A 19,039-nucleotide genomic window follows, 5' to 3' on the forward strand; every position below is an offset into this window, starting at 1 on the left:
GGCGTCGCTTTCGGTGGCGTCAAATGGAAACAAGCGACTGACTCTCTGACTCAACGGTGATACGGATGTCCTGCGAGCAATGTCCAGGCGCGATAGAGCTGTTCCGCCAGCACCACCCGCACCAGGGGGTGCGGCAGCGTCAGTGCCGACAGCGACCAGGATTGCCGAGCGCGGGCGACGACGCGGGGATCGAGACCGTCGGGACCTCCGACCAACAGCGCGACGTCCTGCCCTTCCAGCCGCCAGGAGTCCAGCTCTGCGGCCAGTTGCTCGGTCGTCCAGGACGCCCCTTTGACCTCGAGCGCCACGATACGTTCCTGATCGCGCAATTTTTCCAGCATCCGATCACCTTCGGCCTGGACTGCCCGCGCCACGTCGGCATTCTTGCCGCGGGCACCGGGCGGGATCTCGACGATCTCGAAGGGCATCTCGCGCGGCAACCGCTTGCGATACTCATCGACCCCGGCCTCGACCCACGCCGGCATGCGCGAGCCGACGGCCAGCAACCGGATCTTCACCCGCGAAGCTCTTGACCGCGAAGCTCTTGACGATCCACGGCACGCTTCGAATCCGTGGGCAGGTCGGCCCAGAGACGCTCGAGATCATAGAGTTGACGGGTCTCCGGCATCATCACATGAGCGACGACGTCGCCCAGATCCACCAGCACCCATTCACCGCTCTGCTGCCCTTCTACGCCCAGCGGTCGAAGGCCGGCCTCCTTCGCCTTTTCGATCACGTTATCCGCCAGTGCGGAGACATGACGCGACGATGTGCCGCTCGCGACCACCATGACATCAGTGACACTGGTCAATTCGGCTACATCCAGCTCGACGACGTCACGCGCTTTCAACTCTTCGAGCGCATCCACCACCAATGATTTAAGCGTATCTGTCTGCATAGCTCCTCGTCATATAGCCCCTTGAAAAAGGGCAATCGCGTCTCCCGGAAATCCGGAAGACGCGCATTTTACTCGGATAACCCGTCAACGCCAGTCCCCGACTCGCGATAGAGCCCGTGGGTTTCGATATAGCGTTCGACGGATTCGGGAATCAGATATCGCACGCTGAGCCCTTGCTGCAAGCGCCGACGCACTTCGGTCGCCGCGATCGCCATGCGGCTGGGCAAGCGCAGGCGCAACAAGTGGCCGGCAGGCGCCGTCATCAGCGATTCGACCGTAGCGACCTCACGACCTTCGATCAACGAAGCCAGTGCCGGCTTCAGCGGTTCCTCGTGGTCGGGACGATCGATCACCACGATATGGGCGAGCGACAGCAAGCGCTCGTACTGATGCCAGTCGGGAAGCCCCAGAAAGGCATCGTGACCGACGGCCATGACAAGCCGCGCCTGTTCTCCCCACGCTTCGCGCAATGACGCCAGGGTGTCGACGGAGTAGGAATGACCTGAACGACGCACCTCACGGTCGTCCGCCACCAGGCCGGGCGTGTCACCGATACCGGCCTCCAGCATGGCAAGCCGGTGCTCGGCGGAAATACCGGGTGCCGTGCGATGAGGCGGAACGTGGACCGGAATCATGTGCACCGCATCCAGCGCCAGCGCCTCTCCCAACTCCACGGCACTACGCAGATGTCCTATATGGACAGGGTCGAAGGTACCGCCGAGCATGGCGATACGCGCAATGGACGAATGTCGTGCGTCAGTTTGTCGCACGTCAGTTCCGGACATGACCGTCGCCAAAGACCACGTATTTTCGGGTCGTCAGGCCTTCGAGGCCAACCGGGCCGCGGGCATGCAGCTTGTTGGTCGAAATGCCGATCTCGGCGCCCAGCCCATATTCGAAGCCATCGGCAAAACGTGTCGAGGCATTGACGATGACCGAACTGGAATCCACCTCGGCCAGAAACCGTCTGGCGAGGGTCAGGTTTTCCGTCACGATCGCGTCGGTATGCTGCGAACCATAGGTGTTGACGTGTTCGACCGCCTGGTCGAAACCGTCGACGATGCGAATCGCCAGAATCGGTGCCAGATACTCCGTCGACCAGTCCGCCTCCGAGGCGGCGACGGCATCGCCGATCCATTCCCGTGTGCGCGGACAGCCACGCATCTCGACGTGCTTGTCGCGATAGATCGCTGCCAGCTCGGGCAGCACCCGCGCCGCGATATCGGCATGCACCAGCAGGGTTTCCATGGTATTGCAGGGAGAGTAGCGCTGGGTCTTGGCGTTGTCGGCGATCGCCACCGCCTTGTCGACATCCGCAGCCGCATCGATATAGACGTGGCAGATCCCATCGAGATGCTTGATGACAGGCACCGTGGCCTCGTCGGCGACGCGCGTGATCAATGACTTGCCGCCTCGCGGAATGATGACGTCCACGAACTGCGGCATGGTAATCAACGCCCCTACCGCGGCACGATCGGTGGTTGCCACGATCTGCACGGCCGCTGCCGGCAGCCCGGCGTCCTCGAGCCCCAGACGAATGCACTCCGCGATCGCCGCATTGCTGGACGCCGCCTCCGAGCCGCCACGAAGAATGCAGGCGTTTCCGGACTTCAGACAGAGGCTCGCCGCCTCAACGGTCACATTGGGACGCGACTCGTAGATGATACCGATCACGCCCAGGGGAACACGCATCTGGCCGACCTGAATGCCGCTGGGGCGATAGCTCAGGCCATCGATCTGGCCGACGGGATCGGCAAGCGCCGCCACCTGACGAACACCGGCGATCATGGCATCGACTCGCTCGGGGGTCAGCGCCAGGCGATCCAGCAGGGCGTCACTCAGCCCGTTGTCGCGCCCGCGCTGCAAATCCTCCCGGTTGGCCGCCGCCAGGGCCGGCCGCGCCGCTTCCAGCCGAGCCACGATGGCCTCCAGCGCGCGGTTCTTGGAACCGCTGTCGACCCGGCGCAGCGCGGCACTGGCGCTACGCGCCCGCTGCCCCAGATCCTGCATGTACTGAACGATATCCTCGACCCGAGAGGCCGCAGTCTGCTGCATGGTGTACTATTCCATCTCGTTGGTAGCCCGCAACGAGCGCCGTTCGTCGTCGAAATCCGCAACGGCCCGGTAGGCTAGAAAACTTGGCGTCAATGATACGATAGCGCTTTGCCCGTTATCGTCGATCACGCTATACGCTCAGTCCCGGCACATGCGATAGTGAGACACGAATCGAGCACGCCATTCGCAATCGGTCCAATATAAGCCACCATGCAAAGCAAGTACAAAAGCCTCGGCTTCAAAACGCTTCTGGCGCTTATCTTGGTGCTTGCTCTGTTGACGGGCTGGCTGGCCGAAGGCGCGATGAGGGCAACTGCCTGGACCAGCGCCGTCGTCTTCGCTTTCCTGCTGGCTCGTCCTGCACGTCTCACGCCGTGGTTTCCCATCGCGATTCTCCTGCTCGCCGTCGGCCTGCTCCTGGTCGGTCGCGCCCATACGGATATCTGGCTCTGGGTTCTGCCCTTGTGCCTGTTGGGGCTGGCGGGTCGAGCCGGAATCGTGGTGAATGTGGCGGCCTACCTGTCGTGCGTGACCTACATCGGCTGGACGCAGACCCTCCCAACCGCCGTCGTTGCCGCGACTTCCCTGGCTATCGTCTGGCTGCTGTCCCTGGAGCGACAGCAGCGGACGCCGCCGCCAGTGAAGCCCGATTGGCTGCTCCCGCCGGCTCAGCTGGATACCGACATTCAACGCGAACTCAAGCGAGCCGAGCGAGAAGCCTTGCATGGCGAGGTGGTAGTTTTCGGCTGCGCCCGCTCGACGAGTGCCGACATGAAACAGCTCTGCCGATACCTTCAGGAGCAACTGGCACTCTATGAACGTGCCTATCGGCTCAATGACTATGGGGTTGCCGTGATTCTCGTGGCGCCCAGCGCCGAAGCCGCCCACCAGCGCCGACGATATCTGGGCTGTGCTGTCATGCCTCATCGGGAGGTCTCCTCGACCCCACTGACGGAAATTGGCGATCGTTTCGCTCGTCATACCGGCAAGCCGGCGAAGCATGCTTCGGAGATGCAACCTTGGCATTGAGTCGATACAAGCTGATCGCTCAGCTACTTACGCTGTTGCTGCTGGTGGGGCTCGCGCTGTGGGAACACCTGATGCGCCACTACGACTTGATATTGCCGCCTACGCTGTTGGCGATCGCGTTGCTGGTCTCTCTGCCGCTGCAATGGCTGGGGCGCTTGCGACCGACGGTGGTCGATCATCTGCTTCTGACTGGCGGGCTGATTCTGTGTGCGGTGGAAGCTCCGAGTAGCGACACCCCCATGCTGTGGCTGGGACTGTCGATAATCCTCGGCTTTCTGTTGTTGACGCTCCTCCCGGCGCTCCTGCTGGCGCTCTGTCTCGTCCCGGCGATGCTCACTCTGCTCGGCGACGAACACATCACGGCGCTCAACCTGATACTGGGCTGGTGGCTGGCGCTCGTTGCGGCTACCTTGCTCGTTCTGCTGAATCACCCATCCCGTGCTCAGCGCTTCACTTTGAGGCCTTGGCGACGCGACAAGCGACTTCCTATCGCCTGTATTCGAGCAAACCTGAAAATAGAAATCGCCAGGGCGTCTGCGCTCGACCAGCCATTGAGCGTACTGGTCGTGTACATTCCCCAGCTGGATCAAGCCGGAGATCAATTCGGTGGCCACTTGCGCGAGGTGCTTTCGTCCAATTTCAGCCACGCGGTTTCCGACAATAGCCGCCAGAGCGACCTGCTCGGCGAATACAATGCCAACGTTTTCTGGCTCATTCTGCCCAACACGGCTGAACCTGGAGCCATTGCCGCTGCCAAAAGGCTCTCGGACGTGGTGACAATGGTCGCCCATCCAGACATCGGCCCGCTGGAAACCTACAGCCGGGTATGCACCCTTCAGGCGCAGGAAAGCGTGGAGCAATTCTCGAAACGTCTCGAAGCCGCCGCCAACAAACTGCTGGAACCTCACGCGTGAACTTCACACACTGGCTCTATACGCTTGCGCCTCAGCCGGAACTGCTGTTGGCTATCATTTTCACGGTGGCACTGATCGAGTCCCTGGCCGTTGTCGGCATCGTGGTTCCTGGCGTCGTGCTGTTGAGTGCAGCCGCCTCGATCGCAGGTCATAACGACACCTCCCTGCCGCTGGTGCTGGCAGCCGGCACCCTCGGGGCTTTTGCCGGCGACAACCTCAGCTTCTGGCTGGGCCGCAAGCAACGCAGCCGGATCCCTCACTGGTGGCCACTGAAGCAACATCCCGAGTGGCTGAGCCGAGGCAACGCGTTCTTCCAGCGGTATGGCACCCTATCGGTCATCGTCGGTCGCTTCGTCGGCCCCGTGCGCCCATTCATCCCCATGGTCGCGGGCATGCTGTCGATGCCATCGAAGCGCTTCGCTGTCGTCAATATCATTTCTGCCCTGGCGTGGGCGCCGGTCTATCTCTTGCCCGGCTTTCTGCTGGGACGCTCGTGGGAAGAGCTGATGGAGTTGCCGGCAGGAGCCGAGCGCTGGCTGCTGACGCTATCCCTGTCGCTACTGGCATTGGCGCTGCTGTTTTCCTGGATCCGCTATCAACTGAGCGGGGATGGCCGCGTGCATCGCTGGCTGGAAAATCGCATGACTCGCAGCCCCGTACTGGCCAAGGGATGGAACCAGCTTTGCTCGCCTGCGCCGGCGAACGAATTCCCCCTGGCGTCATTGTCGTTGCTGCTGACCAGCCTGATTGCCCTGATTGGCTGGACCACATGGGTGCTGATGCATGACGGCCCGTTGCCGATGGATGAGCAGATCCACTCCCTCGCCAACCTGCTTCAGCGGAGCTGGCTGGTGGGAACCAGCCAAACACTCGCCGAGATCGGCGATGCGATGGGCATCAGCGTACTGATGGCGCCGTGGCTGCTGTGGCTTCTTTATGCAAAGCGCTTCGCGGCGCTACTGCACATCGCCGGCGCCCTGATACTGGTCGCGGTCAGCAACACGGTCTTCAAGGATCTGGCGGGGCGGGCGCGGCCGGACACCCCCGATTACCTGACCGGCTCGATGTCCTATCCCAGCGCCCATACGTCGACGATCGTCGTCGTGGTGGGTTTGACGGCAGCGTTTGCCGCCCAGGTGATGCCCCAGCGCTACCGCGGATACGCCTACTGGATGGGCATCATCGTCTGCATGCCCATGGCGCTGTCCCGGCTGGTGATCGGCGTTCACTGGGCCAGCGACCTGATCGGCGGTGCCCTGCTCGGGCTGGTGGTCTGCGCCGTGACCCGCATCAGCTACCAGCATTTTCAGCGCCCCGACCGCGACATGCCACCGTGGGTATGGCTCTGCCTCGCCTCCCTGATACTGGAGACGGCACGCGTCGTCTTCTTCTCGCCCGTGTGAGGCTGCCTGCAGAAGAACGATACTCAGTCGCCCCAGCGCGGCATCAACGTCTGAGCAATACCTAGCTGGTTGAGTATCCGCGCCACAATGAAATCGATCATCGCTTCGACGCTGTCCGGACGGTGATAGAACCCCGGCGCCGCCGGCAGCATGACGGCGCCCATATGGGTCAGCTTGAGCATGTTGTCGAGATGCACCGCCGAGAGCGGCGTCTCCCGAGGCACGAGAATCAGCTGCCGACGTTCTTTGAGCGCGACATCGGCGGCCCGTTCGATGAGGTTGTTGCTCGCCCCGCAGGCTACCGCCGAGAGCGTGCCGGTCGAGCATGGGCAGATCACCAGCGCCCGCCAGTTGCCGGAGCCAGAAGCGACCGGCGCCATCCAGTCTTCCCGCCCGAAACAGCGAACCTGCCCCTCGCCAGCGCCGAATCGCTCGGTCAACGACTGGGCCAGCCGATCCGGCTGCGCCGGCAGATCGATATCGGTCTCGACCGCGACGACGCGATGCGCCGCTTTCGAAATCATTACGTAAACCTCGTGCCCGGCCCCCACCAGACACTCGATCAGACGCAGCCCGTATTGCACGCCGGAAGCGCCGGTCAACGCCACGGCGACTGGCGCTGCGTACGTCGCGGCTTCATCGCGCATCATGACGAGCCTCCAGTGCCTGAAGCAGCTTGCCGTGAATCCCGCCGAATCCGCCATTGGACATGACCACGATTCGATCGCCCGAGGCTGCCGCCTCCACGACCTCGCCGACGAGCGCGTCGAGGTCGCTGGATACCCGGCTGGCCGCGTGTCCGGCGACAACCTCGTCCAGCGACCAGTCCAGCCCCGGTGGCTGATACCACCAGACCCGGTCGGCTATCGACGTACTGTCGGCCAGGCGCGATTTCATCGTGCCCTGGCGCATGGTGTTGGAGCGCGGCTCGATGATTGCCAGCAACCGGCCACCGTGGCGGTCCTGGTGCAGCCCTTCGAGGGTCAGCGCAATCGCGGTGGGATGATGCGCGAAGTCGTCGAGCACCTGAATCCCGGCCACCTCCCCGCGGACCTCCTGGCGTCGCTTGGGCGCCGCGAAAGTGGATAGCGCTCGGCAACCGTCGGCCAGCGAAGCCCCGAGCCGATGAGCGGCCGCCAGCGCGGCCACGCCATTGGCGGCATTGTGGCGGCCACTCATCGCCCAATGAACCACCTGCTGCTCGCCACCGGCCGTCACCGTAAAGACACGGCTATCCTCCGGGTCGAGCGCAAAACGCCAATCGCTGCCGTCACGTTGACCGAAGCGCTGTACCGGCGACCAGCAGCCCTGCGCCAGAACCCGCTCCAGTGCCGGCTCGTCGTCGGCGACCAACAGGCCGCCGTTACCCGGCACGGTTCGAACGAAATGGTGAAACTGGCGCTCGATAGCCGCTAGATCAGCGAAGATATCCGCGTGATCGAATTCCAGGTTATTGAGAATCGCGACATCCGGGCGGTAGTGGACGAACTTCGAACGTTTGTCGAAGAACGCGGTGTCGTATTCGTCCGCTTCCACCACGAACGGCGCACCGGCCTTGCCAAGACGAGACGAGCATCCGAAATTGCGCAATACACCGCCGATCAGAAACCCGGGTTCGAAACCCGCGGTTTCCAGTATCCAGGCCAGCATGCTCGCCGTGGTGGTCTTGCCGTGCGTCCCCGCCACTGCCAAAACCTGCCGCCCCGGCAATACGTGTTCCGCCAGCCACTGCGGCCCGGAAGTATAGGGGAGCTTGGCGTTCAGCAAGGCTTCGATTTCCGGATTCCCCCGGGAGAGCGCATTGCCGACGATGACCAGATCGGGAGCCGGCTCGAGATTCTCGGGGCGATAACCCTCCATCAACTCGATGCCGATCTCCTCGAGCTGAAGGCTCATCGGGGGATAGACGTTGGCATCCGAGCCGGTCACGCGATATCCCAGCATCTTTGCCAGACGCGCGAGACTGCCCATGAACGTGCCACAGACCCCCACTACATGAACGTGCATACCACTCTCCCTTGCATGAGCCGGCGAGCCTAGCATGGCCTCGCGAGCCGGGCCACCGGCCCGCTCGCCGTGGAACCCGGCCCCTGCCATTGAGCGAAAAATGGCCTCGAGAGCCGCTTGGAGACGCTCCATGATCCTTGATGTCTTCCGGAAACGTATCGAAACACCGCTGCCAGATACCCCGCTCATCGTGGCAACAATGACAGGCGTTAGCGGCTAACTCATTCCGCAGTCGCAGAAAAATGACCGAGGCAGCTACGGGCTTCTCTGTTAACAGGCATTCGCCTTTCGGCTATGCTGGGCCGGCATCCGTGACTCGCGACATCGCAACATCCTCGACAAGAGGCATCACGCCGTTGACCGCCGGGCTTCATCACTTGGTGGCCGAAGACAGGCTGTCTCTACCGCGCAGCGTCAAGGAAGTCAGCACCGGTAGAAGATCCGCGCACGCCGGGCCAACGACGTGAGCCAGCATAACCGAATACCAGGAGATGAGAGCCGACATGGCCAAGCATAATGCCTTTTACGCCCAGTCCGGTGGCGTCACCGCCGTCATCAACGCCAGCGCCTGCGGCGTGATCGAGGCCTGCCGCCGCCACCCGGACCGCATCGGTCACCTTTATGCCGGGCACAACGGCATCATCGGCGCGCTCATGGAAGACTTGATCGATACCAATCAGGAGAGCGACGAATCCGTCTCGGCGCTCCGCCATACACCGGGAGGCGCTTTTGGCTCCTGCCGATACAAGCTCAAGTCGATCGAGACGCACCGCGCCGAATACGAACGCCTGATCGAAGTGTTCAAGGCTCACGACATCCGCTACTTCTTCTACAATGGCGGCGGCGACAGCGCCGATACCTGCCTCAAGGTCTCTCAACTCTCGGAGACGATGGGTTACCCCCTGACGGCCATCCATGTGCCCAAGACCGTCGACAACGATCTACCCATCACCGATAACTCACCCGGTTTCGGCAGTGTCGCCAAGTACGTCGCCACCTCGACACGAGAAGCGGCGCTCGACATCGAATCGATGTGTTCCACCTCGACCAAGGTGTTCATTCTCGAAGTCATGGGTCGTCATGCAGGCTGGATCGCTGCCGCTGGCGCGCTGGCTGGCGAGTCGTCCGAACAGGCACCGCATGTGATCATCTTTCCCGAGATCGCCTTCGATCGGGCCACGGTCATGGCGCGTATCGACGAGGCCGTCAAACGTCACGGTTTCTGCGTGATCGTGGTCTCCGAAGGCGCGCAATATGCCGACGGCACCTTCCTTGCCGATGCCGGCAGCACCGATGCCTTCGGCCATAAGCAGCTGGGCGGAGTCGCGCCGATGCTGGCCTCCATGGTCAAGGAAGATCTCGGCCATAAATACCACTGGGCAGTGGCCGACTACCTGCAGCGCGCCGCACGCCACATCGCCTCCAAGACCGATGTCGATCAGGCCTATGCCGTGGGCGAAGCCGCCGTCGAACTCGCCCTGGCGGGGCAGAATTCGATGATGCCGGCAATCAAGCGCGTTTCGGACACGCCATACGAATGGAAGATCGAGGCGGCGCCGCTGTCGGAGATCGCCAACCACGAGAAGTTCATGCCGCGCGACTACATCAGCGAAGAAGGTCTCTATATCAGCGAAGCCGGGCGACGCTATCTCGCCCCGCTGATTCTGGGCGAGGACTTCCCCCCGTTCGAGAACGGCCTGCCCAAGGTGGCCAAATTGAAGAAGGCCAAGGTCGAGCGCAAGCTGGCGACGTTCGAGCTGTAATACGCCACGACCGATATCGTCGGCACCATGATCACGGTGCCGACGAACGTACCGCTCCTTCCCCCTCGTACCAACCCTTCCCCTCGTACCAACCCTTCCCCTCGTACCAACCCTTCTCGGCCGTTCCCCCGAATATACGGCTGCCTTTCCTCGGTTTTTCGCCAGACGACTGTCTGCCGTATCGAGGCCTGTCGCCAATCGACAACACCTCGTTACCAAAATGAAAACAGTGTTCAACAACGCCTGACACAGGCGTTTGGCGAGCGCTTCGAGACTATACTGAGCCCATCTGGAGAACTCGTCCGGACGCGTCGATTCTCAAGGCGGATGCCGACCGGCAATCGACAGGGACACCAAAAGAGAAGTGGCAGTCCACCGCCGGATACTCACGCCTCGTCGCGATATCCACGGTGAGTACGAAGAAGGAGCAAGGTCATGAAGAAGCCGATCATCATTGGCAGCATCATAGCGGCACTGGGCATCGCTGGTGGCGTCGCTGTCGGGGCCTATCAATCCTCCGAAAGCGGCCCGAGATATGCCGACATCGTCAGTGTGGACCCGATCGTGCAGACTTCCAGCACACCCCGTGAGGTCTGCGAGAACGTCACGGTCACGCACCAGCGCCCGGTGAAAGACGAAAATCGCATCGCCGGCACAGCCATTGGCGCCATTGTCGGCGGGGTCGTAGGCAATCAGTTCGGCGGCGGTAGCGGCAAGAAGATCATGACGGCAGCAGGTGCCGTCGGCGGCGGACTGGCGGGTAATCAGGTCCAGCAGCAGATGCAGCAGGGCGACACCTACCAGACGACCGAACAGCGCTGCAGCACCGTCAACGACAGCAAACAGGAGACCGTCGGTTACGATGTCCGGTACCGCTATGACGGCGAAGTTCATGAAGCCAAGCTGGACGACAAGCCCGAGGGCGAGCGTGTCCTGATGCGCGACGGCAAGCCGCAGTGGGAGGGAAATCCTCAATCTTCCTGAGCTTCACGCCTTTTTCTGCTTTCCTCTACAAGACGGGTCGCCCCGGGCGTCGCTCGGGGCTCGCATTCAAAGTCACTCGATGGCTTCCCCTCTCCCACGGCGTCGGCAACAGCCCGCTGAAGAGAGTGCATGGCTCTGCTGATGACTGCCTTCGTCCCTTTATCCCTATATCCCTGCACTAGCGATGGGTCAGCTTCCTGGGACGTCCCTGAGGCCCGACCGGCTTGCTCAGCGCAATTTCAATGGCACGCTCCCGCTCGATGCCTCTATCCATCAGCTTCTTGACCCGCGTTTTCAAGGTTCCCAAGGGCATCCCGACGGCCTGAGCTCGGTGAGCCAAAGTCCCGGTCCTGGGAGCATTCTTCGCTTGATGGTGGACAGCCTGCCAATCTCGCGCAGTCAATTTCATTGTCATTCCAAAGAGCACTCCCAAATATCGAACGAGAGATCCAATTGATTCGGCGACGCTCTAATTAAACTTAATGATAAAGTTAATTGGAATTCAGTTTGCGCCTTTCTCGGCTCATTTCAATTAACCTGCGTCAAAAGCTGATGCATGTACTCTTCTCGGATGACAGAGCCGATTGATGTCGCGCGCGATACACGACGAGAGAAACGGAAAGATTGAGAAAAGATTCGGGGAGAAGCTACTGTATCGGCCTGCCAGAAGGCAGCCTTCGCGTTGCCAATAAAAAAGACGCCCGGCACACTTCATCACTTTACGCTGAAATATGCCAGGCCAAAAGATCGCGGGATCGCGACCATGAACTCTTTAGGCCAAAATCAGGCCAAAACGCGCATATCGGGCGCGTTTCCAAACGATTTCTTCCTCGCCGAACTGACACTTTGACACATAGAAAATCAATATCTAGTAGCAAAGGGCTTCAGCGACCTACAATAGCTACTAGACTATCAGGATATCGAGATCGAGAGGAAGAGGAATTTTCATCTACTTTAGTGTTGTTGAATATAATATCCAGCAGCGCATTAATTCATTCAGATCTCTTTCGATCAAACTCCCCGCGGTTATAATTTCTCCCACCGCTGCGAATCCGGCGCAGAACCAACAAGACACCCAATCGCTCGAAGCCGGTGACGTGAAGCGGCGAGCTGGCCACTATGCTCTGGCAGGTTTGCAGGCTGGCCTCCAGCGACGACCCATGAAGAAAAGCAGTCGATAGGACCCACTGTGCAACGTTTTCTTGCTCCCCGGTATCAACCCTACTTTCAGCAGAACCAAATCGATGATTTCGACGCGCTCTGGTCACTCGATCTCGATCCCGTCGATGCCCCCAACCTGGAAAGAGGTGGCCATTCGGAAGTCAGCCGAGTCACTCTCGAGGCACAGGACTTGCCGCCACGAACCTTTTTCGTCAAACGCCAAACCAACCATCTGGGTCGCAGCCTCCAGCGCCCCCTCGGCGAACCCACCTTCGCGCGTGAGGCACGCAACGTCGCGACGTTTCACCGGCTGAATATTCCCGCTCTGGAAACCGCCTATTTCGAAGAGCGAAAGAACGTCAGACACTGGCAGGCTATCCTGATCACGCCCGAGCTCGAAGGGTATGCCGACATGATCGATATCCACTCAGGGTGGTCCGACACGCCCGAACCGACCCGAGGGCGCATTATCGACAGTTGCGGCGAGCTGCTTCGTACACTGCATAACCGCCGCTGGCGCCATGGCAGCCTTTATGCCAAGCACGTCTTTCTACGTGCCGACGACGCGGCTCCTCATGGCTTCGATGCCAGGTTCATCGACCTGGTATAGAGCGACAATTACTCTGGCCGGCCGACGACAACTACTGTGACCGGTTGCCCTAAGCTTGACCGCTTGTCCCGACCCACCAGGGAGCCGGTATGGCGGTCACCAGCCAACAGGTCACGCTCTATATGTCGCAACGTCAACAAGGCCAGACCCAGGAGGTCGCCGCCGCCAAGGCCGGCCTCTCCGTCAGAACCGCTCGCCGCCTCGAACGCCGGGCCGAGTCCTCCGAGCCGCCGGCATCACGGCACTGGCGAACCCGGCCCGACCCCTTCGCCGATGTGTGGGAGACCACGCTCGTCCCCCAGCTGGCCGCCGCCCCGGGCTTGCAGGCACTGACCCTGCTGGAGTGGTTGCAGGAGCAGCACCCCGGCCAGTACCCGGACAGCCTGCTGCGAACCCTGCAGCGCCGGGTCAAGGGCTGGCGAGCCGCGCACGGCCCGGAGAAAGAGGTAATGTTCCCGCAAACCCATGGCCCCGGGCTGCGCGGCCTCTCCGACTTCACCGAGCTCAAGGGGATTGTCATTACCGTGGCAGGGGAGCTGCTTGATCACCGGCTCTACCACTTCCGCCTGGCCTACAGCGGCTGGTGTTATGTCCGGGTGGTGCTCGGTGGCGAGAGCTACCCGGCGCTGGCTGAAGGCCTGACCCGTGCGCTGGAGCGGCTTGGCGGTGTCCCCGCGGAGCACCGCACCGACAGCTTGTCGGCGGCCTTCCGCAACCTCGGCCGGGAGGCGGAAGCCGACCTCACCGAGCGTTATGCTGCCCTGTGCGCTCACTACGGCATGACGGCCACCCGTAATAACCCAGGGCGCGGCCATGAAAACGCCAGCATCGAGTCGCCACATGGCCACTTCAAGCGGCGCCTGCAACAGCGCCTGACGCTGCGCGGCTCCCAGGACTTCGCTAGCCTCGATGACTACCAGGCCTTCCTCGATGAGGTGACCACCGCGATCAACCGCCGCAACGCGGCCCGGATCACCGTCGAGCGTGGCGCGCTGCAGCCACTGCCCAGCCGGCCCGGTACCGACTACAGCGAGGTGACGGTGCGCGTCACTACCTCCAGCACCATCCAGGTGCGCAAGGTGCTCTACTCGGTGCCGTCCCGGCTGATCGGCGAGAACCTGCGGGTGCACCTTTACGATGATCGCTTGGTGCTGCATCACGCACAGCAAGCATTGCTGACGCTGAGGCGGCTGCATGCCACGCCGGAAAGCGGCCGGTTGCGGGTCATCGATTACCGCCATGTGATCGGCTGGCTGGTCCGCAAGCCCCGGGCGCTGGCGGGGCTGACGTTCCGCGACGACCTGTTGCCGAGTGCGGAGTGGCGCGAGCTGTACGCCCGGCTGACCGCCGCCTTGCCGGTCGCCGAGGCCTGCAAGCGCATCGTTGGCGCTCTGGCGTTGGCCGCCGAGCAGGACCAGGCCGAGGCGATCGCCAGTTACTGGCTGGGCGCCCTGGCGCGCGGGAAGAGCCCGACGCTGGCCGAGCTCCAGGCCCGCTTCGCCGCCACGCCGAGCGCCACGCTGGTTTTCCCCCAGGTGACTCAGCATGACATCGCCAGCTACAACCATCTGGTGCCCAGCGTGCCGACCACAGAGGTGTGCTGCCATGCCTGATGCCCAGACGCTGCCGCTGCTACTGCGACAGCTCCGCCTGCCCACCATGGCCGCCTGCTGGCCCCAGCTGGAAACCCGCGCCCGAGCCGAAAACTGGAGCCTGCCACAAACACTGGCCGCCCTATGCGAGCACGAGCTGGCCGAGCGTGAGCGACGCCGGCTGGCCCGGCACCTCAAGGAGGCCCGGCTGCCGGTGGGCAAGACGCTGGAGTCCTTCGAGTTCGACGCCATCGCGGCCGAGCAGCGCCAGCAACTGAGCGCCTTGGCCGGCGACACGCAGTGGGTCGACCAGGCTCACAACCTGCTGCTGTTTGGGCCCTCCGGCGTCGGCAAGAGCCACGTGGCGGCCGGGCTCGGGCATACGCTGGTCGACCAGGGTTACCGGGTGCGCTACGCCACCGCCTCAAGCCTGGTCCAGGAGCTCCAGGCTGCCAAGCAGGCACTGCGCCTGAGCGACGCCCTGATCAAGCTCGACAAGTACGCCGTGCTGGTGATCGACGATATCGGCTACGTCCAACGCAGCGAGGCCGAGACGTCAGTGCTGTTCGAGCTGATCGCCCATCGCTACGAGTCGGCCAGCCTGATCATCACCGCCAACCAGCCGTTCAGCGCCTGGGACAGTATCTTCCCCGACAGCATGATGGCCGTGGCCGCCATCGACCGGTTGGTGCACCACGCCACGCTGATGGAGCTGAGCGGGGAGAGCTACCGTAAGCGTGCTTATCAACGACAATTACAAGGAGGAAAAGCTGGGTCGTCGGACTGACGACAACTACCCCACCCAACCGGCCATTTTAATTGTCGCCAAGCGGCCAAAGTAGTTGACGTCGCATAGACCTGGAGAAATCCCGGCCGCTGCTGATGGCCGGGAAAGAGAAGCGCCGTGACCTGCAAATTTTCGCTCGCCGACTGACGCAATGGCGGGCTGAAGAGTGGCGCAGGCTACTGAGCGTCTATCTGGAACAACCGATGGAGAGCCGCAAGGTGGGTCGGTGGATGCGGGCCTTGAAACTATCCGAGGCCTGACTGTCCCAACCTGCCTATCCGACACCCGACATGAGCACTCGGGTTTATCATCCTGAAGCGGTATCGCTCACCGTCCTGCGCATACCGCACAGGCCGGATCTCTCGGCAACGCGAAGCGACGCCACTCGCCGCTCAAGGCATCGAACGTCGACAGCCCGCGAAGGGGCTGTCCGGCGCCGCTGATCAGCTTCACGGCTTCCAGGGCCTGAAAGCTGCCGATGATCCCGACCAGCGGGGACACCACGCCACTTTCCGCACAGGTCAGCGCCTCGTCGTCACCCTGCTCCCCATAGAGGCAGGCATAGCACGGCGACGATGGCTCGCGCGTATCAAAGACCGCCAGTTGCCCCGAGAAGCGTATGGCCGCACCGCTCACCAGCGGGGTTCGGGTTTCGACACAGGCGCGATTGATCCCGAAGCGGCTGGAAAAGCGGTCGGTGCAATCGAGCACCACATCGGCGGCTCCGGTTTCAGCAATCAACTCCTCGTCGACGAGCCGAGCGCTCAAGGCACGCACATCACAGGTCGCGTTCATTTTTCTTGCCGCGTCGGCCGCCGAGCAGGCCTTGGATCGCCCCAGAGACGCCTCGGTATGAGCGATCTGGCGCTGCAGATTCGACAGTTCCACGACATCGTCATCGGCGATGCTCAGACGCCCGATGCCCGCGCCCGCCAGATACAGCGCAGCGGGAGAGCCGAGGCCGCCAGCGCCGATAATCAGCACGCGGGAACTCAGCAACCGCTCCTGCCCCGCGATATCGATCTCGTCCAGCATGATATGACGGCTATAGCGCAACAGTGCTTCGTCGTTCATGATCTTTGCATGACCTTTCTCCATGATCTGGCCCGAAGCGCAGCGGCTGCCGGTGGCAGCGGATCGCCTCCAGCGCGTTACTCGCCGTCCAGGTCGAGATCGGGGATCGGCAACGCCAACGCCTCCTTCACCTCTTCCATCACGACATAGCTCTTGGACTCCTTGACCCCGGGGAGCGTCAACACGACATCGCCCAGCAGTTGCCGATAGGCCGACATCTCGGGAATCCGGCATTTGAGGATGTAATCGAACTGCCCAGAGACCAGATGACACTCCTGAATCTGCGGCAGCTTCGCCACTGCCTTGCGGAACTCGTCGAAGACGGCCGGCGATTGGGTATTCAAACTGATTTCGACGAACACCAGCAGATTGGCGCGCAGTGCCTGCGGGTCGAGTATGGCCTTGTAGCCACGAATGATGCCCGCCCGCTCGAGGCGCTTGACGCGTTCGAGGCAGGGCGTCGTCGACAGACCGACCTGCGATGCCAGATCGACGTAGGAAATTCGTGCATTTTCCTGCAGGCAACGCAGGATATTGAGATCGATTCGATCGAGTGATCGAGATTTGGCTTTCATTGCTGTAATTGTTCCAAGCCGATGAATAGAAGTGGTCCACGCGTGAGGTAACGCCAGGGTGACGATGATTCGCCCCCGATGAGCGATGGCTGGTATCGGATGGATGTCACGCCCCGGCCTACCCCTGTATCGCGGGGCGATATTACTATCACAGTGTCGGCGCGAATCACCAGCGCGCCCGGCAACCCGCGTTCAACGCTCCGGCCGCTGGAGGGTGGTTCCATGCCCCAGACCACTCATCCCTACCGCCCGCCGATCGCTCATTCCCACCGCCCGCCGGTAACGCGCTCGTGGCCTGCGAGATCGCGCCGCGAGTCGACATCGCGGAATCCTCGACGCAACAGCACCTCCCGCACCAGACCCGCTTGCGCATGACCGTGTTCCATCCATAACCAACCGCCCGGCTGCAGATGATCCGGCGCGCGCGCAGCCAGCCATTCGAGATCCGACATCCCGGAAGCCTCGGCCACCAGTGCCGAACGCGGCTCGAAACGCACATCGTCACGCAGCAGGTGCGGATCGTCGTCGGCAATATAAGGCGGATTGGAGACGATGAGGTCGAAGCGATGCCCGGCCAGCGCCGAGAACCAGTCGCTTTCGAGGAAGCAAGCGTTGGCGATCGCCAGCCGCCGGGCATTGGCTTGTGCCAGGGTCACGGCGTCAGGGGCAAGATCGACGCCAGTAACCCGCCAGCCCGGGCGTTCGCTGGCAAAGGCCAGCGCGATGGCGCCGGTACCGGTGCCCAGATCGAGCAGCTCGCCAGAGGGTGGCGTGGCAAACTCGAGCGCGACTTCGACCAGGCGTTCGGTATCCGGCCGCGGAATCAAGGTCGCCGGCGAGGTCTCGAGGCAAAGCCCCCAGAATTCCCGCGAGCCGACCAGGTACGCTACCGGCAGCCCCTCGACGCGCCGGGCGACCAGTTGCTGGAAGGCCTCGTGCTGGGCTGCCGTCAACTCCCGATCGCCCCAGGTATAGAGCCAGGTCCGGTTCGTCTCGCAGACATGGGCCAGCAGCACTTCCGCATCGAGCCGCGCCGTCGGCGACATGACGAGGCGCCCTGCCGCCTCGCGCAGGGCGTCATCGATCGTCATCACTCCCCCTGCAATGCCGCCAGCTGATCGGCCTGGTACTCATTGACCAGAGGCCCGATGACCTCGTCGAGATCGCCAGCGACGACCTCGCCCAGCTTGTAGATCGTCAGATTGATGCGGTGGTCGGTGAGGCGGCCCTGCGGGAAATTGTAGGTGCGGATTCGCTCGCTGCGATCACCCGACCCTACCAGGGAACGGCGCGTATCGGCCTGTTGCTGACGCTGGGAGTCCACCGCCGCCTGCTTCAGCCGCGCCGCCAGCAGCGACATCGCCTTGGCACGGTTCTTGTGCTGGCTGCGCTCTTCCTGACATTCGACCACCAGCCCGGTCGGCAGGTGCGTGATACGGATCGCCGAGTCCGTGGTGTTGACATGCTGGCCGCCGGCACCGCTGGAGCGGAACGTGTCGACGCGAAGATCGTTGGTGTTGATATCGATGTCACCGACTTCATCCGCTTCGGGCATCACCGCGACCGTGCAGGCCGAGGTATGGATCCGCCCCTGCGATTCCGTTGCCGGGACGCGCTGCACCCGGTGCGCGCCGGATTCGAACTTCAACGACGCGTAGACGTTATCGCCCTTGACCCGAGCGATGATCTCCTTGTACCCGCCTTGTTCGCCATGGTTGGCGCTGACCACCTCGACCTTCCAGCCGCGCCGCTCAGCGTAGCGGGAATACATGCGAAACAGGTCGCCGGCGAACAGTGCCGCCTCGTCACCACCGGTACCGGCACGGACCTCCAGGAAGACGTTGCTGTCGTCGTCCGGATCCTTGGGCACCAGCAAGCGCTTGACCTCCTCCTCGAGCTCCTCGAGCCGGGCTCTGGAAGAACGCCACTCCTCCTCGGCCAGCTCGCGCATTTCGGGGTCGCTGTCCTGTCGCATCTGGTCGGCGGCCTCGATATCGCCCTCGGTGCGGCGGTAGACGAGCCAGGACTCGACCAGCGGTTCGAGCTCGGCGTATTCGCGGGAGTAATCGCGGAAACGCGGTTGATCGGCGATCACTTCGGGCTCGGAGAGCAGCGCTGACAGCTCCTCGAAGCGGTCCTGAAAGGCGTCGAGTCGTTCGCGCAAAGACGCTTTCATGCCCAGTCCTG

General features: G+C 62.5%; 18 protein-coding genes. 8 read left to right on the top strand and 10 right to left on the bottom strand.

The window, feature by feature from the left end; translation table 11 throughout:
• Positions 1 to 50: 50 nt before the first annotated feature.
• The 4 genes from rlmH to R5R73_RS11110 all read right to left on the bottom strand — a co-directional run bounded on the left by rlmH (position 51) and on the right by R5R73_RS11110 (position 2,953).
• Entirely contained in the window at positions 51 to 518 is a 468-nt protein-coding gene (gene rlmH / locus R5R73_RS11095) for a 23S rRNA (pseudouridine(1915)-N(3))-methyltransferase RlmH (RefSeq protein WP_322527527.1), read from the bottom strand.
• Positions 515 to 898, bottom strand: a complete 384-nt coding sequence (rsfS, locus tag R5R73_RS11100) for a ribosome silencing factor (protein ID WP_322527528.1) — start codon at positions 896 to 898, stop codon at positions 515 to 517. Before rsfS ends, rlmH begins: the two co-directional genes overlap by 4 nt.
• A gap of 68 nt (positions 899 to 966) precedes the next feature.
• Positions 967 to 1,623 (bottom strand): nicotinate-nucleotide adenylyltransferase, encoded by a 657-nt coding sequence (gene nadD, locus R5R73_RS11105; protein WP_322529587.1) that lies wholly within the window; start codon positions 1,621 to 1,623, stop codon positions 967 to 969.
• 46 nt (positions 1,624 to 1,669) lie between these two features.
• Entirely contained in the window at positions 1,670 to 2,953 is a 1,284-nt protein-coding gene (locus R5R73_RS11110) for a glutamate-5-semialdehyde dehydrogenase (RefSeq protein WP_110630754.1), read from the bottom strand.
• A 261-nt stretch (positions 2,954 to 3,214) separates the two neighbouring features.
• Here R5R73_RS11110 and R5R73_RS11115 point away from each other — a divergent pair, with 261 nt between their 5' ends.
• Genes R5R73_RS11115 through R5R73_RS11125 form a run of 3 tightly spaced genes read left to right on the top strand, consistent with a single transcriptional unit; the run spans position 3,215 to position 6,299 of the window.
• Positions 3,215 to 3,982 (top strand): hypothetical protein, encoded by a 768-nt coding sequence (locus R5R73_RS11115; protein ID WP_322527529.1) that lies wholly within the window; start codon positions 3,215 to 3,217, stop codon positions 3,980 to 3,982.
• 44 nt (positions 3,983 to 4,026) lie between these two features.
• Positions 4,027 to 4,896 (top strand): diguanylate cyclase domain-containing protein, encoded by an 870-nt coding sequence (locus R5R73_RS11120; RefSeq protein ID WP_322529588.1) that lies wholly within the window; start codon positions 4,027 to 4,029, stop codon positions 4,894 to 4,896.
• The gene (locus R5R73_RS11125; RefSeq protein ID WP_276231589.1) at positions 4,893 to 6,299 is read left to right on the top strand and encodes a bifunctional DedA family/phosphatase PAP2 family protein; all 1,407 of its coding nucleotides are present in this window, start codon (positions 4,893 to 4,895) and stop codon (positions 6,297 to 6,299) included. The genes R5R73_RS11120 and R5R73_RS11125 overlap by 4 nt, the downstream gene beginning before the upstream one ends.
• Positions 6,300 to 6,322: 23 nt before the next feature.
• Here R5R73_RS11125 and R5R73_RS11130 read toward each other — a convergent pair whose 3' ends face one another.
• Positions 6,323 to 6,946, bottom strand: coding sequence for a flavin prenyltransferase UbiX (locus R5R73_RS11130; RefSeq protein WP_276231648.1), 624 nt, complete (start codon positions 6,944 to 6,946; stop codon positions 6,323 to 6,325).
• A complete protein-coding gene (gene mpl / locus R5R73_RS11135) occupies positions 6,936 to 8,306 on the bottom strand; it encodes a UDP-N-acetylmuramate:L-alanyl-gamma-D-glutamyl-meso-diaminopimelate ligase (protein WP_322527530.1) in 1,371 nt (456 codons plus the stop codon). The genes R5R73_RS11130 and mpl overlap by 11 nt, the downstream gene beginning before the upstream one ends.
• A gap of 503 nt (positions 8,307 to 8,809) precedes the next feature.
• Between mpl and R5R73_RS11140 the strand changes: the two genes are divergently transcribed.
• The 5 genes from R5R73_RS11140 to istB all read left to right on the top strand — a co-directional run bounded on the left by R5R73_RS11140 (position 8,810) and on the right by istB (position 15,203).
• Positions 8,810 to 10,069, top strand: a complete 1,260-nt coding sequence (locus R5R73_RS11140; protein WP_322527531.1) for a 6-phosphofructokinase — start codon at positions 8,810 to 8,812, stop codon at positions 10,067 to 10,069.
• Between the two features lie 435 nt (positions 10,070 to 10,504).
• A complete protein-coding gene (locus tag R5R73_RS11145) occupies positions 10,505 to 11,053 on the top strand; it encodes a glycine zipper 2TM domain-containing protein (RefSeq protein ID WP_322527532.1) in 549 nt (182 codons plus the stop codon).
• Between the two features lie 1,189 nt (positions 11,054 to 12,242).
• A complete protein-coding gene (locus R5R73_RS11150; protein WP_322527533.1) occupies positions 12,243 to 12,824 on the top strand; it encodes a lipopolysaccharide kinase InaA family protein in 582 nt (193 codons plus the stop codon).
• 89 nt (positions 12,825 to 12,913) lie between these two features.
• Positions 12,914 to 14,437 (top strand): IS21 family transposase, encoded by a 1,524-nt coding sequence (gene istA, locus R5R73_RS11155; RefSeq protein WP_416221188.1) that lies wholly within the window; start codon positions 12,914 to 12,916, stop codon positions 14,435 to 14,437.
• Positions 14,430 to 15,203 carry an IS21-like element helper ATPase IstB gene (istB, locus tag R5R73_RS11160; protein ID WP_322527534.1) on the top strand — a complete coding sequence of 258 codons (774 nt, stop codon included), beginning with the start codon at positions 14,430 to 14,432 and terminating at the stop codon, positions 15,201 to 15,203. Before istA ends, istB begins: the two co-directional genes overlap by 8 nt.
• 327 nt (positions 15,204 to 15,530) lie before the next feature.
• Here istB and R5R73_RS11165 read toward each other — a convergent pair whose 3' ends face one another.
• The 4 genes from R5R73_RS11165 to prfA all read right to left on the bottom strand — a co-directional run bounded on the left by R5R73_RS11165 (position 15,531) and on the right by prfA (position 19,028).
• A complete protein-coding gene (locus R5R73_RS11165; RefSeq protein ID WP_322527535.1) occupies positions 15,531 to 16,277 on the bottom strand; it encodes a HesA/MoeB/ThiF family protein in 747 nt (248 codons plus the stop codon).
• Positions 16,278 to 16,354: 77 nt separating this feature from the next.
• Positions 16,355 to 16,852, bottom strand: a complete 498-nt coding sequence (locus R5R73_RS11170) for an Lrp/AsnC ligand binding domain-containing protein (protein ID WP_110630735.1) — start codon at positions 16,850 to 16,852, stop codon at positions 16,355 to 16,357.
• Between the two features lie 260 nt (positions 16,853 to 17,112).
• Entirely contained in the window at positions 17,113 to 17,943 is an 831-nt protein-coding gene (prmC, locus tag R5R73_RS11175; protein ID WP_322527536.1) for a peptide chain release factor N(5)-glutamine methyltransferase, read from the bottom strand.
• Complete coding sequence (prfA, locus tag R5R73_RS11180) at positions 17,943 to 19,028, bottom strand: peptide chain release factor 1 (RefSeq protein WP_110630730.1); 1,086 nt, start codon at positions 19,026 to 19,028, stop codon at positions 17,943 to 17,945. Before prfA ends, prmC begins: the two co-directional genes overlap by 1 nt.
• Positions 19,029 to 19,039: the final 11 nt, after the last annotated feature.

This window comes from Salinicola sp. LHM (assembly GCF_034479735.1).
Taxonomy (GTDB): Bacteria; Pseudomonadota; Gammaproteobacteria; order Pseudomonadales; family Halomonadaceae; genus Salinicola; species Salinicola salarius.